General features: G+C 72.4%; 14 protein-coding genes. 9 read left to right on the top strand and 5 right to left on the bottom strand.

What is annotated here, in order from left to right; translation table 11 throughout:
* From VK501_RS18275 to VK501_RS18250, 6 genes are all read left to right on the top strand, one after another.
* Positions 1 to 577, top strand: a 577-nt coding sequence (locus VK501_RS18275; RefSeq protein ID WP_324339865.1) for a substrate-binding domain-containing protein, incomplete at its 5' end; no start/stop codon positions are given.
* A 29-nt stretch (positions 578 to 606) separates the two neighbouring features.
* Positions 607 to 1,380: an ATP-binding cassette domain-containing protein gene (locus VK501_RS18270; protein WP_324339863.1), complete on the top strand. Its 774-nt coding sequence runs from the start codon at positions 607 to 609 to the stop codon at positions 1,378 to 1,380.
* Positions 1,377 to 2,615, top strand: a complete 1,239-nt coding sequence (locus VK501_RS18265) for a sugar ABC transporter permease (RefSeq protein ID WP_324339861.1) — start codon at positions 1,377 to 1,379, stop codon at positions 2,613 to 2,615. The genes VK501_RS18270 and VK501_RS18265 overlap by 4 nt, the downstream gene beginning before the upstream one ends.
* A 189-nt stretch (positions 2,616 to 2,804) precedes the next feature.
* A complete protein-coding gene (locus tag VK501_RS18260; RefSeq protein WP_324339859.1) occupies positions 2,805 to 3,560 on the top strand; it encodes a DeoR/GlpR family DNA-binding transcription regulator in 756 nt (251 codons plus the stop codon).
* The gene (locus VK501_RS18255; protein ID WP_324339857.1) at positions 3,557 to 4,768 is read left to right on the top strand and encodes an MFS transporter; all 1,212 of its coding nucleotides are present in this window, start codon (positions 3,557 to 3,559) and stop codon (positions 4,766 to 4,768) included. The genes VK501_RS18260 and VK501_RS18255 overlap by 4 nt, the downstream gene beginning before the upstream one ends.
* Entirely contained in the window at positions 4,765 to 5,403 is a 639-nt protein-coding gene (locus tag VK501_RS18250) for an HAD-IA family hydrolase (protein ID WP_324339855.1), read from the top strand. Before VK501_RS18255 ends, VK501_RS18250 begins: the two co-directional genes overlap by 4 nt.
* Here VK501_RS18250 and VK501_RS18245 read toward each other — a convergent pair.
* From VK501_RS18245 to rpsA, 3 genes are read right to left on the bottom strand one after another with little or no spacing between them, the layout of a single operon-like run.
* Entirely contained in the window at positions 5,386 to 6,060 is a 675-nt protein-coding gene (locus VK501_RS18245; protein WP_324339853.1) for a lytic transglycosylase domain-containing protein, read from the bottom strand. The two genes, VK501_RS18250 and VK501_RS18245, sit on opposite strands and share 18 nt — an antisense overlap.
* Positions 6,057 to 6,713, bottom strand: a complete 657-nt coding sequence (coaE, locus tag VK501_RS18240) for a dephospho-CoA kinase (RefSeq protein WP_324339851.1) — start codon at positions 6,711 to 6,713, stop codon at positions 6,057 to 6,059. Before coaE ends, VK501_RS18245 begins: the two co-directional genes overlap by 4 nt.
* A gap of 13 nt (positions 6,714 to 6,726) precedes the next feature.
* Complete coding sequence (gene rpsA, locus VK501_RS18235) at positions 6,727 to 8,352, bottom strand: 30S ribosomal protein S1 (RefSeq protein WP_324339849.1); 1,626 nt, start codon at positions 8,350 to 8,352, stop codon at positions 6,727 to 6,729.
* 94 nt (positions 8,353 to 8,446) lie between these two features.
* Here rpsA and VK501_RS18230 point away from each other — a divergent pair, with 94 nt between their 5' ends.
* Complete coding sequence (locus VK501_RS18230) at positions 8,447 to 9,625, top strand: NAD(P)/FAD-dependent oxidoreductase (RefSeq protein WP_324339848.1); 1,179 nt, start codon at positions 8,447 to 8,449, stop codon at positions 9,623 to 9,625.
* Here the strand turns inward: VK501_RS18230 and VK501_RS18225 are convergent.
* A complete protein-coding gene (locus VK501_RS18225; protein WP_324339846.1) occupies positions 9,622 to 9,897 on the bottom strand; it encodes a hypothetical protein in 276 nt (91 codons plus the stop codon). The genes VK501_RS18230 and VK501_RS18225 overlap by 4 nt on opposite strands.
* Before the next feature lie 78 nt (positions 9,898 to 9,975).
* Positions 9,976 to 12,603, bottom strand: coding sequence for a DNA polymerase I (locus VK501_RS18220; protein ID WP_324339844.1), 2,628 nt, complete (start codon positions 12,601 to 12,603; stop codon positions 9,976 to 9,978).
* Between the two features lie 96 nt (positions 12,604 to 12,699).
* On the opposite strand from VK501_RS18220, the gene VK501_RS18215 reads away from it, so the two are divergent.
* Together VK501_RS18215 and VK501_RS18210 are read left to right on the top strand one after the other, a co-directional pair.
* Complete coding sequence (locus tag VK501_RS18215) at positions 12,700 to 14,166, top strand: NAD-dependent malic enzyme (RefSeq protein WP_324339843.1); 1,467 nt, start codon at positions 12,700 to 12,702, stop codon at positions 14,164 to 14,166.
* A 133-nt stretch (positions 14,167 to 14,299) separates the two neighbouring features.
* Positions 14,300 to 15,205 (top strand): TIGR01777 family oxidoreductase, encoded by a 906-nt coding sequence (locus tag VK501_RS18210; protein WP_324339841.1) that lies wholly within the window; start codon positions 14,300 to 14,302, stop codon positions 15,203 to 15,205.
* Positions 15,206 to 15,216: the final 11 nt, after the last annotated feature.

Below are 15,216 nucleotides of genomic sequence, written 5' to 3'. Positions count from 1 at the left end.
TCCGACCGACAACAACGCCAAGCTGTTCAAGCAGGGCGCGCACAGCGTCATCGACGGCAGCGGCTTCAAGGTCGCCAAGGAGTACGACACGCCCGACTGGTCGCCCGACAAGGCCCAGAGCGAGATGGAGCAGGCGATCACGGCCGTCGGCAAGAACGGCTTCGTGGGCGTCTACGCGGCCAACGACGGCACCGCCGGCGGCGCGATCGCGGCGATGAAGTCCAACGGCGTCGACCCCAAGAAGATCCCGATCACGGGTCAGGACGCCGAGCTGGCCGGTATCCAGCGCATCGTCGCCGGCGAGCAGTACATGACGGTCTACAAGGCCATCAAGGCCGAGGCCGAAGCCGCCGCGCAGCTGGCCTTCGACCTCTCGCAGGGCAAGACGCCGGCGGCGAGCACGGTCAACGGCAAGACCAACAACGGCCAGGTCGACGTCCCGTCGGTCCTGCTGACGCCGGTCTCCGTGACGGTGGACAACATCAACGACACGATCATCAAGGACGGCTTCTGGAAGGCTTCGGAGATCTGCACCGGCAAGTACGCCGCCGCCTGCAAGACCGCCGGCATCCAGTAACCAGCCACAGCTGAAAGGGAGAGCCCGAGATGACGGAGACCACCCCCCTGTTGGAAATCCGGGGGATCACCAAGCGGTTCGGCGCGGTCCGCGCGCTGAACGGCGTCGACTTCCGTGTCATGCCCGGCGAGGTCGTTGGCCTCGTCGGCGACAACGGCGCGGGGAAGTCCACGCTTGTCAAGGTCATCTCGGGCATCCACCCGCCCGACGAAGGCGAGTACCTGTGGAACGGGGGCTCACAGAACGTGAACGCCCCGCAGGACGCCACGGGCCTGGGGATCGCGACGGTCTACCAGGACCTGGCGCTGTGCGACAACCTCGACGTCGTCGAGAACCTGTACCTAGGTCGCGAGGCCATCGCCGCCGGCCTGCTGGACGAGGTCACCATGGAGCAGAAGGCCAACGAACTGCTGGCCGAGCTCTCGGTGACGACGATCCAGTCGGTCCGCAGCGAGGTCGGCGCGATGTCCGGCGGTCAGCGGCAGTCCGTCGCGATCGCCCGCTCGCTGCTCGGCGAGCCGAAGATGGTGATCCTCGACGAGCCCACCGCGGCGCTGGGCGTCGCCCAGACCGCGCAGGTCCTGGCGCTGATCAAGCGCCTCAAGGACCGCGGGCTCGGCGTGATCGTCATCAGCCACAACCTGGCCGACATCTTCCAGGTCGTCGACCGCATCTTCGTCATGCGCCTCGGCGCCCCCGGCGGCGAGTTCGACGTCAAGACCGCCAACCAGCAGGACGTCGTCGCCGCCATCACCGGCCTGACGGCCGAGAACGGCAAGGCCGAAGGAGCCGTGAGCCGATGAGCACGACCACCCCCGCGCCGACCGAACCGGACCCCAGCGTGACGGTCGCGCAGAAGGAGACCTTGCCGACGTCCGGCAGGGACCTGCTGAACCGCGTCCGAACGGGCGATCTCGGCTCGCTGCGGGTCCTCATCCTGCTGGCGATCGTCTGGGCGATCTTCCAGTCGCAGGAGTCGCGGTTCCTCAGCTCCACCAACCTGGTCAACCTGTCCCTGCAGATCACGGCGGTCGGCCTCATCTCGGTCGGCGTCGTGCTCGTGCTGCTGCTCGGCGAGATCGACCTGTCGGTCGGCGCCGTGTCCGGCCTCTGCGCCTCGATCGCCGCCGTGCTGTCGGTCAAGCACGGCTGGCCCGCGGGCGCGGCGATCCTGCTGGCCATCGCCGTCGGAGCGGCGATCGGGACGTTCCAGGGCTTCATCTCGACGAAGTTCGGGATCCCAACCTTCGTGGTGACGCTCGCAGGCCTCTTGGGCTGGCAGGGCGCGCAGCTCAAGGTGCTCGGCGAGACCGGCACCGTCAACCTCAATACGGGCATCTTCACCGACCTGACGGGCAAGTTCCTGTCCGACAGCATCGGCTGGCTCGCCGCCATCGCCTGCATCCTGCTGTTCAGCGCGGCGGTGATGGCGGGCCGCCAGCGGCGCGTCAGGGCCGGGCTCACGGCTCCGACACCGCTGCTGGTCGGCATCCGCATCGGGGCCGTGGCGGTGGCCGCGCTGCTGGCGGTCTACATCGTCAACCAGGACCGCGGCGTGCCGATCGCGGCGCTGATCCTCATCGGGTTCGTCGCGTTCTTCGACTTCATCACGCGACGCACCCGGTTCGGCCGCCACATCTACGCGGTCGGCGGCAACATGGAGGCCGCCCGCCGCGCAGGCATCAACGTGTTCCGCGTCCGCGTGGCGGTGTTCGCGCTGGCCTCGGCGATGGCGGCGGTCGGCGGCATCATGGCCGCCTCCCGCCTGCTGGCGGTCAACCAGAGCTCGGGCGGCAGCGACCTGCTGCTCCTCTCGATCGCCGGTCCCGTCATCGCGGGCACGAGCCTCTTCGGCGGCCGCGGCAACGTGTGGAGCGCGCTGCTGGGCGCCCTGGTGATCGGCTCGATCTCCAACGGCATGGACCTGCTGGCCTACACCTCGGCCACGAAGTTCATGGTCACCGGCGCGGTGCTCCTGGGCGCGGTCGTCCTCGACGCTGCGGCCCGCATGGGCCGCGCCGCGTCGGGTCGCATGTAGCTGGTCGCTTCATCGAGCGGGCGGGCGGTCTTCGGACCGCCCGCCAGTTTGCGTACGCGTTCGCCCAGGCGGCGTCGAGGGACGACTGAATCTCGCACAGCGAGATCGAGTCGTCCCTCGACGCATCAGGCGGGTTGATGGCTGCGGGTGCGTGCGTTATCGTGCGTCTTCATGCGGGAACTTGCGGCATTGCCGGATCAGCGACGCGAGGCCATCCTCGGCGCCCTTGCTCGGGACGGCAGGGTCGTCGCGGCGCAGCTGGCCGCGCTGCTCGACGTCTCCGACGACACCGTGCGCCGCGATCTCGACGAGCTCGCCGCGGCCGGCCGCGTGCGCCGGGTGCGCGGCGGCGCCCTGCCGGCCGAGGCCGTCACGCCGCCGCGGCTGGCCGACCGCCAGGAGCTGCACACCGCCGAGAAGGCGCGGGTCGCCCGCCGCGCCGCCGCGCTGCTCGCCGACGAGCCGACGATCTCCCTCGCCGGCGGCTCCACGATGCTCGCGATCGCGCGCGAGCTGGCCGCCGACGGCCGCTCGCGCACCGTGCTGACGACCAGCCCCGACGTCGCGGTGGCGCTCGCCGACGCGCCCGGCGAGGTCCTGCTGGCCGGCGGGCGCCTGGAGCCCGACTCGCGGACGACCGTCGGCGCGGACGCGCTGGACGCCGTACGCCGCGTCCGCCCCACCGTCGCCGTGCTCGGCGCGTGCAGCCTGCAGGCGGCGATCGGGCTGACCACCCACTGCGCCGGCGAGGCCGAGGTGCTGCGCGCCCAGGCGACCTGCGCCGGCCGCCTGATGGTCGCCACCGACGGCGCCAAGCTCGGCTCGAGCGCCGCCCATGTCGTCGCCCGCGCCGGGGACGTCGCGCAACTCGTCACCGACGACACCGCGCCCACCGCCGAGCTCGACGCGCTGCGCGCACTGGGCGTGGAGGTCGTCACGGCGTGAGCCCGCCGGCCTCCGCCCCACGCCCCGGGATCTCCGCGCGCACCGCGATCGCGGCGATCTTCACGCTCAACGGCGTCGCCCTCGGCACGTGGGGCGCGCGGATTCCCGCGATCCAGGATCACCTCGACGTCGGCCCCGGCGGGCTCGCCGTCGCCCTGGCCGGCCTGGCCGCCGGCGCGCTGATCGCGATGCCGGCCGCCGGCCGCCTGGCCAGCCGCCGCGGCAGCGCCACGGTCGTCCGGCTCGCCGTCGTCGCACTCGGGCTCTCCATGATCCTGCCCGCGACGATGCCGGCGATCGGGCTGGTCGCCGCCGCCACGTTCCTGATGGGGTTGGCCAACGGCAGCCTGGACGTGGCGATGAACGCGCAGGGCGTCGAGGTGGAGCGTGCGGTGCGCCGGCCGATCCTCTCCTCGCTGCACGCCGGCTTCAGCTTCGGCGGCCTCATCGGCGCGGGCGCCGGCGCGCTGGCCGCCGCGGCCGGCGTCGGGGCGCTGCCGAACTTCCTGGCGATCGGCGCGACCGTCGCCGTCGCCGGCTTCGTGCGGTCGCGGAGCCTCGTCGCCGACGGGCCCGCGCCGCAGAGCGCCGAGGAGACCGCGACGGCCGCGACCTCCCGGGGCCGCTGGTATCTGCGGGGCCTCGCGTTCTGCTGCCTGTTCGCCGAGGGCGCCGCGCTGGACTGGAGCGCGGTGCACCTGCGCGACATCGGCGCCACCGCCGCCGTGGCCGCCCTCGCCTACGCCGCGTTCTCGGTCGCCATGGCCTCCGGCCGCATGACCGGCGACCGGCTGAGCGAGCGCTGGGGCCCGGTGGCCCTGGCGCGCCGGGGTGGTGCGCTGGCCACCGCGGCCATGGCGATCTCGCTGGTCGCCGGGCTTCCCGCCGTCGGCCTCGTCGCCTACCTCACGCTGGGCGCCGGCCTGTCGGTCGTCATCCCCCTCATCTTCCGCGCCGCCGCCACCGGCGCCGACGCGGGCCCGGCGCTGGCCGGCGTCACGACCACGGGCTACCTCGGATTGCTCTCGGGACCGCCATTGATCGGCGCCGTGGCCGCGCTCACGTCGGTCCCGACGGCGCTGCTGCTCGTCGTCGCCGCCACCGCGGCGGTCGCGTTCGGCGCCGGCGCGCTGCGCCCGCCCGGGCGGACCGCGGCCACCGCAGCGACGCCGCTTCCCGACACCACCACCACCGCGAGGGCCGCATGATCACGACGTTCTCCGCCATCCTCAGCGACCTCGACGGCGTGCTCGTCGACTCCGGCGAGGCCATCGAGGCCGCCTGGGGCGCGTGGGCTCGCGGCCACGACCTGGACCCCGGCGTCCTGGACGGTCGCATCCACGGCGTCCGGACGCTCGACGTCATCCGCGCGGTCGCGCCCCGCCTCGACGTCGTCGCCGAGGCCGCGGCGGTCGAGGATCTGGTGCTGCACGGGCCGGCCGCCACGGTCCTGGCGGGCGCCGCCGAGCTGCTGGGCGGCGCCGCCGGCGTGCCGGTCGCCGTCGTCACCTCGTGCCCGGGCGTGCTCGCCCAGCGGCGCCTGCGCGACGCCGAGCTCCCGGCTCCGGCCGTCCTCGTCACCGCCGACCGCGTCGGCGCGGGCAAGCCCGACCCGGAGGGCTACCGCCTGGCCGCCGCCGAGCTGGGCGTCGCGCCTGAGCGCTGCGTCGTCTTCGAGGACGCGCCCGCCGGGATCGCCGCGGGCCGCGCCGCCGGGGCGAGCGTCATCGCCATCGCCACGACGCACCGGCGCGAGGAGCTGTCACTGGCCGACGCGATCGTGGGCTCCGTCGCCGAGGCGCTGGAGCTCGTGGCCTCCGGCGTGCTACAGCCCCAGCTCTGACCGGTAGCTCGCGCGGTACTCCTTGCGGGCGTCGAGCACCTTGGTCACGTAGCTGCGCGTCTCGCCGAACGGGATCGCTCCGACGTCGAGCGCATGATCATTGGCGCGCGCCCGGGCGATCCACCGGTCGACGTTGCCCTCGCCCGCGTTGTAGGCGGCCAGCACGAGCGGGACGTCGTCGCCGTAGCGCGTCATCAGGTAGCGCAGGTAGAACGCGCCGTAGGCGATGTTCACCTGCGGCGTGCCGAGGTCCGAGACGCGGAACGCGGTGCCGCCGGACTTGTTGGCGATGTACTGCGCGGTGGCCGGCGTGATCTGCATGAGCCCCTGGGCGCCGGCCGATGACGTGCGGCCGTCGATGAAGTGCGACTCGGCGTAGATGACGCCGGCGATCAGCGCCGGGTCGAGGTTCTTGTCGCGCGCCTGCTGGCGGATGATGTCCTCGTGGCGCAGCGGCAGCGCGATCTCGCGCACCGCGTGGTGAAACAGCGGCCGCAGCACGAAGGCGGCGCCGGCCGCGAGCAGCGCGACCATCAGCAGCGCGCCGATGCGCCGCCGGCGCACGCGTGCGCGGCGCTGGAGAGTCACGGCGCTCGCGCGGCGGGACGCCGCCGCCGGTCGACGCCGGGCGGCCGGCGTGGCGGTGCGGGTGCTCATCCGACGTCCAGCTTCGCAAGCACGTCCGACAGCATGCGCTCCAGGTCAGCCTCCGTACCGTCGTTGCGGACGACGAAGGTCGCTCTTTGCGCCTTCTCGTCCTGCGTGAGCTGGCGCGCGGCGCGCTCGTCGACCGCCTCGTGACCACGCGCGGCGGCGCGCTCGCGGCGCACGGCCTCGTCGGCGACGACCGCGATCGTCGCGTCGTAGATGCCGTCCATGCCGGCCTCGAAGAGCAGCGGGGTCTCCACCACCACCGCCTTCGGCGCGGGCACCGCGGCTTCCTGCTCGGTGCGGAACGCCCAGACCCGCTGACCCACCAGCGGCCACAGCAGCTCCTCGAGCCACCGGCGCTCGTCGGGCGCGGAGAAGACGTGCCGGGCGATGGCGCCGCGGTCGACGGTTCCGGCGGGCGCGACGTCCGCGCCCCAGCGCGCGACCGCGGCGTCGCGCACCTCGTCGGAGCCGTAGAGCTCGTGGACGACCGCGTCGGTCGACAGCGTCGCCGCGCCGAGGCGCTCCAGCGCCGCGCACGCGGTCGACTTGCCCGACCCCAGGCCGCCCGTCAGGCCGATGAACGGGACCGAACGACCAGCGGCCGCGCCGGAACCGGCGCGGCCGCTGGGCTCAGCGTCCTGGTGGGGTGCGGCCACCGGCCGCAGGCCCTCAGGCCTTGGGCTCGGCGTCGCCCGCGGGCGGAGCCTCGGCCTCGGGGGCCGGGTCCGGATCCGGAGCGGCCTCAGCCTCGGCCTCGACCTCGTCGGCGCTCGGCGTGGCGTCGGCCTCGGCGACCGGGGCCTCCTCGGCGGCCGGGGCCTCCTCGGCGACCGGAGCCTCCTCGGCGACCGGAGCCTCCTCGGCGGCCGGGGCCTCCTCGGCGACGTCGGCGGCCGGAGCCTCGACGTCGGCGGCGGGAGCCTCGGCGACGGCCTCGGGCTCGGCGGGAGCCTCGACCTCGGCGTCGGCGGCGGCCTCGACGGGCAGTGCCGTCTCCTCGGCCGCAGCGTCGGCGTCGTCGACGGCGACCTCGCCCTCGGCGCCCTCACCGGCGAACACGTCCTCGCTCAGGCCGAGCTCCGGCACGTCGTCGAGGTCACCGGCACCGGCCGGGGCCCCCTCGCCGGGCAGCGGCAGACCGGCCTCGCGGGCCCGCACCTCGCTCGGGAGGACCTGGCCCTCCACGCGCTTGATGGACAGCGAGAGCCGGCGGCGCTCGGAGTCGATCTCGAGGATCTTGACGCGGACGACGTCGCCCGGCTGGACGACCTCGCGCGGGTTCTCCACGTGATGGGCGGCCAGCTCGGAGATGTGCACGAGGCCCTCGACGCCGTCGAGGATCTCGACGAACGCGCCGAACGTGACGACCTTCGTGACGGTGCCCTCGAGCTCGTCGCCCACGTTGTAGGTGTCGACGACCCGCTGCCACGGATCCTCCTGGGTCTGCTTGAGCCCCAGGGAGATGCGCTGGCGGTCGCGGTCGATGTCCAGGACCTTGACCTGGACGGTGTCGCCGATGTTCAGGATCTCGCTCGGGTGGTTGACGTGCGACCACGAGAGCTCGGAGATGTGGATCAGACCGTCGATGCCGTTCAGATCCACGAACGCGCCGAAGTCGACGATGTTCGAGATGACGCCCTCGACGACAAGGCCCGGCTGCAGGCGATCCAGGATCTCCTGACGCTGCTCCTTGCGCTCCTCTTCCAGCACGGCCCGTCGCGACAGGACCACATTGTTTCGCGACCGATTAAGCTCTATAACTTTGCACTCGATCGGCTGGCCCATGTACTCGTCGAGGTTGGGCACCCGGCGAATGTCGACCAGCGATGCGGGCAGGAAGCCGCGGACGCCGAGGTCCACGATCAGGCCGCCCTTGACGACTTCGATGACCGTGCCGGTGACGGGCTGACCCGACTCGGCGGCGGCCTCGATGTTGCGCCAGGCCTTCTCGAAGCGCGCGCGCTTCTTGGAGACGATCAGGCGGCCGTCCTGATCCTCCTTGGTGAGGACGAGGGCGTCGACTTCCTCGCCGAGCTCCACCTCGTCATGCGGATCCACGTTCTTGCGGATCGAGAGCTCGTTCGAGGGGATGACGCCCTCGGACTTGTAGCCGATGTCGACTAGGACTTCGTCGTTGTCGATGCGAACGACGCGGCCACTGACGACGTCGCCCTCCTCGAAGGGCGAGAAGGTGGCGTCGTAATTCGGGACGATCTGACCGTCGATCTCGAGCAGCAAGCCATCGCTGCCTTCGACGATCTTCGCCTCGGGAGTCGGTGAAATGGTCTGGGTCATATGCGACCGCGAAGGGTAGCGCGAATGCGCACTTGGCAGGCGGGCGAGGGGCGGGCGGGCCTCATTCGCTGACCACGGCTACGATCGGGATCGCATGCCGGTTCGCGCGACGAAGAGAGGCTCCGAGCGTACCCCGCTGGGCGGCGACTACGACGTGGTGGTCTGCGGGGCGTCCTTCGCGGGGCTCTCCGTGGCCCGCGAGCTGCGCGGAGCCGGCGCCCGCCCGCTCCGGGTGCTCGTCGTGGACCGCTACGAGATCGGCGAGCGGCAGACCTCCGCCTGTGCCGCGCCGACCGAGTGGCTGGTCAACATGGGCCTCGCGGCGTCGATCCGCCAGACGTTCCGCGACCTCGTCATCCACCGCCCCGGCAAGACGTATCGCTGGACGCTGCCGTGGACGTTCTCGACGTTCGACTACCCGCTGCTGTGCGAGCTGCTGGCCCGGCAGGGCGACTTCACCTTCGACACGGCCAAGGTCGACGGCATCACGCGCGGGCCGGTCCACACGGTGCACACCGACCGCGGCGACCTGCGCGCGCCGCTCGTCGTCGACGCGCTGGGCTGGCGCCGCGTGCTCAGCGAGAAGCCCGACGCGATCCAGCCGCCCGCGGCACGCCTGTCGCGCGGCCTGGAGGTCCACCCGCCGGCCACCGGTGAGGACCTCGAGCTGTGGCTCGATCCGAAGTACATCGTGCCCGGCTACTCGTGGGCGTTCCCCGCGGGCGACGAGGTCCGCGTCGGCGTCGGGTCCTTCGACCCGCACCTCAAGGTCAAGGAGCCGACCGTCCGGCTCGCGCAGGACATCGGGATCGAGACGCTCGGCTACCAGGGCAACTGGATCCCGCACCGCATCCGCCCCGCCACCGGCGACGGCGTCTTCTTCGCCGGCGACAGCGCGGGCCACTGCCTGCCGACGACCGCCGAGGGCATCCGCACGGCGTTCTACTTCGGCCTGGCGTGCGGCCGCGAGCTGCGCCACGTCATCGACGGCAGGCAGACGCGCGCCCAGGCGCTCGCCCGCTACCACTCGTTCAGCGAGGACCACCGCTACGCCTTCGACTGGCTGTGGCGCGTGCAGTCGATCGTCAGCGGGATCAACAAGTACCCGGCGATGGACACGACGCTGGACCTCATGAGCCGCCCGCGCTTCGTCCGCTGGTTGTTCACGCACTACCTCAACATCGCCCCGCCCTCGTTCGCCCTCGACGGCGCCCGGCCCTGGGCGGTCGAGCCCTGGAGCGAGCCGGCCGACGACGCGCCGCTGGCGGCCTAGAACCCGCGGCGCTCGCGGGCGTGCACCAGGCGCGGGTCGCGGTCCACGCGGGCCGAGTGGCGGGCCAGCAGGCCGCGCAGGACGAAGAGCCCGACCAGGATCGCGACGGCGATCGTCACGCCGAGCACGTCGCCCGGGGAGAACGCGCCGAGGGCCGCGAAGAACGCGTACGCGGCGATCACCCCGAGGGCCAGCGCCCAGAACATGTCGACGGCGGTTCGCGTCGCGGCCGGGTGGTTGCGCAGCGGATGCGGGGTGTGCAGGACAGCCATGGACGGACCTCCTGGGTGCGGGTCGACGATGCTCGTGCGAATCGTAACGAGGCCGGGACCCGGCCTCAAGCGCTCCCGCTACTTGGCGTCCATCCAGGTGCTGCCGGAGCCGACGTCGATCGCCAGCGGCGGGATCCGGTCGCCCCACGGCGCGAGCATCTCGCGCTCGAGGATCGCGGTGACCGCCGCGACCTCCTCGGGCGGTCCCTCGAGCAGGAGCTCGTCGTGGATCGTGAGGATCATCCTCGTCGCCAGGCCCTCCTCCTCCAGCGCCCGGTGCACGCCGATCATCGCGAGCTTCATGACGTCGGCCGCGGTGCCCTGGATGACCGTGTTGACCGCCAGGCGCTCGCCCAGCGTGCGCACCTGGTAGTTGCGGGCCCGCAGCTCGGGGATCTGGCGGCGGCGGCCGAAGAGCGTCGTCACGAAGCCCTGCTCCTTGGCCTGCTCGATCGTCGAGGCCATGAACTCGGCGACCTTCGAGAAGCGCTCCAGGTAGGCGTCGATGAAGGCCTTGGCCTCCTCGCGCGCGATGTTGAGGCGGTCGGCCAGGCCGTAGTCGCTCAACCCGTACACGATCCCGTAGTTGATCATCTTGGCCTTGGAGCGGTCCATCGGCGTCAGCTCCCCCGCCGGCTTGGCGAAGACCTGCGACGCGGTCGCGGTGTGCACGTCCTCGCCCCGGACGAAGATCTCCTCCAGGACGGGCTCCCGCGCGATGAACGCCATGACGCGCAGCTCGACCTGGGAGTAGTCGGCGCTGATGAGCACATTGCCGGGCGCCGCCTCGAAGCATCCGCGGATCTCGCGGCCGAGCTCGGTGCGCACCGGCACGTTCTGCAGGTTGGGGTTCGTGGACGACAGCCGGCCCGTCGTGGCCACGGCCTGCACGAACGTGGTGTGGATCCGCGACTCGGCGTCGGCCAGCTGCGGCAGCACGTCGAGGTAGGTCTTCATGAGCTGGTTGAGCTCACGCCAGCGCTCGATCCTGGGGATGATCTCGTGCTCGTCGCGGATGGCCTGGAGCACGCGCGCGTCGGTCGAGAACCCGGTCTTGCCGCGGCGCTTGCGCGACAGGCCGAGCTTGTCGAACAGGATCGCGCCGAGCTGCTGGGGCGAGCCGATCGTGAACTCCTCCTCGGCCAGCGTCCAGATCTCGCGCTCCAGCGTGGCGATCTCGTCCTGGACGCGGCCGCGGATGACCGCCAGGCGCTCCTGGTTGAGCCGCACGCCGGCCAGCTCCATGGCCCGCAGCACCGCGACCAGCGGCAGCTCGACGTTGTCGAGCAGCGACGTCAGCCCGCGCTCGTCGAGCTGCTCGCGCTGCCACGCGGCCAGCGCCTGGCCGAGTGCGGCGTCGGCCGCCAGCGGCTCGGCGGCGTCGGCCTTCAGCCCGCGCTCCTCGCAGATCTCGGCGAACGGGAACCCGCGGCGGGCGGGCTCCAGGAGGTAGGCGGCCAGCAGCGTGTCGTGCGTGAGGTTGGGCGGGACGGTCCCCCAGGCCTTGGCGTCGTGGGCGATGACCGGCCGGTCGCCGAGGGCGGCCACCAGCTCGGCCGGGTCGTCGACGGTCCCGACGACGCCCTCCTCCCCCACGACGGCGCCGAAGCGCCAGACCGGCTCCTCGGCCAGGAGCTGGCCCTCGGGGACCAGCGGCGCCTCGAGCGCGATCGTGATCTCCGAGCCGGCCGGGCCGAGCGCGCGCACGTCGGAGACGGCGCCCTCCCGGACCCGCACGCGCACGGTCGCGAGCTCGGCGGGCAATGACACCGTGCCCCACCCACCCACCCCGTTGTCGTCGTCGGCGGCCAGCGCGTCCTCGAGCCGGGCGAGCGGCGCCCGCAGCTCGAACTGGCGGAAGACCTCGCGCAGCCGCGACCGGTCGGGGGCGCGAGCGGCCTCGTGCGCGGGATCGATGTCGACCGGCACGTCGCGCATGATCGTCGCCAGCTGCTTGGACATCCGCGCGTCGTCGGCGTGGTTGACCAGGTTCTCCTTGCGCTTGGCGCCGGAGATCTCGTCCACCGAGGCCAGCACGGTCTCCAGGTCGCCGAAGCGCTGCAGCAGGTCGGCGGCGGTCTTGTCGCCGATCCCGGGGATCCCCGGGATGTTGTCGGACGTGTCGCCCTTGAGGCCGTAGAAGTCCGGGATCGCCGCCGGCGGGATGCCATAGCGGTCGATGACGGCCTGGTGGTCGTACAGCTTGGTGTCGGTGATCCCGCGCCCGGTGGCCATCACGCGCACCCGGGAGTCGGGATCGATGAGCTGGAAGATGTCGCGATCGCCGGTGACGACGACGACGGGCACGCCTTGGTCACGCGCCTTCTCGGCGATCGACGCGATGACGTCGTCGGCCTCGTAGCCCTGCACCGCGACGTTGCGGTACCCGAAGGCCTCGACCAGCGGGGCGAGGTGCGGCCACTGCTCCCGCAGCAGGTCGGGGCGTGACTGGCGCGTGGACTTGTAGTCGGCCGAGACCTCCTTGCGCCCGGAGTGCCCGGCGTCCCACACGACGATCGTCGGCTTCTGGCCGTGCTCGGTCAGAAGCTTGACCAACATGGAGGCGAACCCGAAGATGGCGTTGGTCGGGACGCCCGTCGACGTGGCGATCGACTCCGGCAGCGCGAAGAACGCGCGGTAGGCGAGCGAGCTTCCGTCGATGAGGTACAGCTCGTCGTGGTTGCTCGCAGACCCGTTCTCCGACATCGCCTGGACCCTAGCGGGGCCGCCCACCGCGGTGGCGTCGCAACCGCCGGTCCGGCGGAGCGCCGGGTGGCCCGCGCGTCCATATGATCCTTCGCGATGTCGCCCTCACCGTCTGCCCAGTACAGCCTGACCATTCGGGTCGAGATCGCCGATCGCCCCGGCATGCTCGGCCTGGTGGCCAGCGCGATCGGGCAGGCCGAGGCGAGCATCGGCTCCATCGACCTCGTCGAGGTCAAGGAGCACGTGCTGCTGCGCGACATCACGGTCGACGCCACCGACTCCGAGCACTGGGACCAGATCGTCGCCGCGCTGAACGGCCTGGACGGCGTCAAGGTCATCGACAAGACCGACCGCACGTTCCTGCTGCACGTCGGCGGCAAGATCGAGATCCACAACAAGTCGCCGCTGAAGACGCGCGCCGATCTCTCGATGGCCTACACGCCGGGAGTCGCCCGCGTCTGCCAGGCCATCGCCGACGATCCCGACAAGGCGTTCCAGTACACGATCAAGCGCAACATGGTCGCGGTCGTCTCCGACGGCACGGCCGTCCTGGGCCTCGGCGACATCGGCCCGCGCGCGGCGATGCCGGTGATGGAGGGCAAGGCCATGCTCTTCAAGGAGTTCGCCAACGTCGACGCGTTCCCGATCTGCCTGGACACCAAGGACCCGGACGAGATCGTCGCCGCGGTGCGCCAGATCGCCCCGACCTTCGGCGGGATCAACCTCGAGGACATCAGCGCCCCGCGCTGCTTCGAGATCGAGGACCGGCTCAAGGCCGAGCTCGACATCCCGGTCTTCCACGACGACCAGCACGGCACCGCGATCGTCACGCTCGCCGCGCTGATGAACGCCTGCAAGCTCACCGGCAAGGACCTCGCCGACCTGCGCGTGCTCGTCATCGGCCTGGGCGCCGCCGGCGTGGCGGTGACCAAGATCCTCATGGAGGCCGGCGTCCGCCACGTCATCGGCGCCGACTCCCGCGGCGTGGTCTCGACCGACCGCGCCGACTACCAGGACGGCACGATGCCGCCGGTCAAGCGCTGGTACGCCGAGGCGTCCAACCCCGACCGCCTGGGCGGCACGCCCGCCAGCGTCATCGACGGCATGGACCTGCTCATCGGCCTGTCGGGCGCGAAGGTCTTCCCCGCCGACGCGCTCGCGCGGATGAACCGCGACGCGATGGTCTTCGCGATGGCCAACCCGACGCCCGAGGTGTCGCCCGAGGAGGCCGCGCCCTACGCGCGCATCGTGGCGACCGGCCGGTCGGACTACCCCAACCAGATCAACAACGTGCTGGCGTTCCCGGGGATCTTCCGCGGCGCGCTGGACGTCCGCGCGCCGCAGATCACCGAGCCGATGAAGATGGCCGCCGCGAAGGCGATCGCCGACATCGTCCCGGAGTCCGAGCTGCGCGAGGACTACATCATCCCCTCGGTCTTCAACCGCGACGTGGCGCCCGCCGTGGCCGCCGCAGTGGCCGCCGAGGCGCGCGCCGCCGGCGACGACCGCGCCGGCGACACGATCGGCTTCGCCGCGTTGGACATCGAGCAGCTGCGTAGCTAGAGGCGAAGCCCAGCTTCTGCCGCGTTGGACATCGAGCAGCTGCGTAGCTAGGCGGCGGCCGTCGCGCCGCGTCGCGCCGCGCCGCGTCGCGCGCCGCTGATCCGCCGGCGCGCAGGAGCCGTAGCTTGTGACGATGAACGTCACGCTCACCGGCGCCACCGGCCTGATCGGCACCAAGCTCGTGCGCGCGCTGCGCGACCGCGGCGACGCCGTCACCGTCCTGTCGCGCTCACCGGACAAGGCCGGCGCGGCGCTCGGCGTCGACGCGGTGGCCTGGGACCCGCTGGCCGGCCCGGCGCCGGCCGCGGCGCTGGCCGGTCGCGACGCCGTCGTGCACCTCGCCGGCGAGCCCGTCGCCCAGCGCTGGAACGCCGAGGTCAAGCAGGCGATCCGCGACAGCCGCGAGACGGGGACACGCAACCTCGTCGAGGGCCTGCGCGCGGTGGGCGCCGGCGGGCCCGCGGTGCTGGTCTCCAGCTCGGCCGTCGGCTACTACGGCAGGCACGGCGACGAGCCGGTGCCCGAGTCCATGCCGGCCGGCGACGACTTCCTGGCCGGGGTCTGCGTGGTGTGGGAGCGCGAGGCGCAGCGCGCCTCCGAGCTGGGCGTCCGGACCGTGACGATCCGCACCGGCGTGGTGCTCGACGCGTCCGGCGGCGCGCTGAAGACCATGCTGCCGCCGTTCAGGATGGGCGTCGGAGGCCCGGTCGCCGGTGGACGCCAGTACCTGCCGTGGATCCACGTCGACGACCTCGTCGGCCTATACCTGACGGCGCTGGACGACCCGAGCTGGTCGGGCGCCTACAACGGCAGCGCGCCCGAGCCGGTCACCAACAAGGAGTTCAGCCGGGCGCTGGGCCACGCGCTGCACCGCCCGGCGATCGCCCCCGTGCCCGCCTTCGCCCTGCGCCTGCGCTATGGCGACATGGCCGACATCGTCACCGAAGGCCAGCGCGCCGTGCCCGAGCGAGCGCTCGCCGGCGGCTACGCCTTCCAGCACCCCGACCTCGCCGAGGCGCTGGCGGACACGCTGCGGTAGGGGCGGGCGTC

Source organism: Baekduia sp. (assembly GCF_035318805.1).
Classification (GTDB): Bacteria; Actinomycetota; Thermoleophilia; order Solirubrobacterales; family Solirubrobacteraceae; genus Baekduia.
This window is presented reverse-complemented; position numbering and strand designations above follow the sequence as displayed.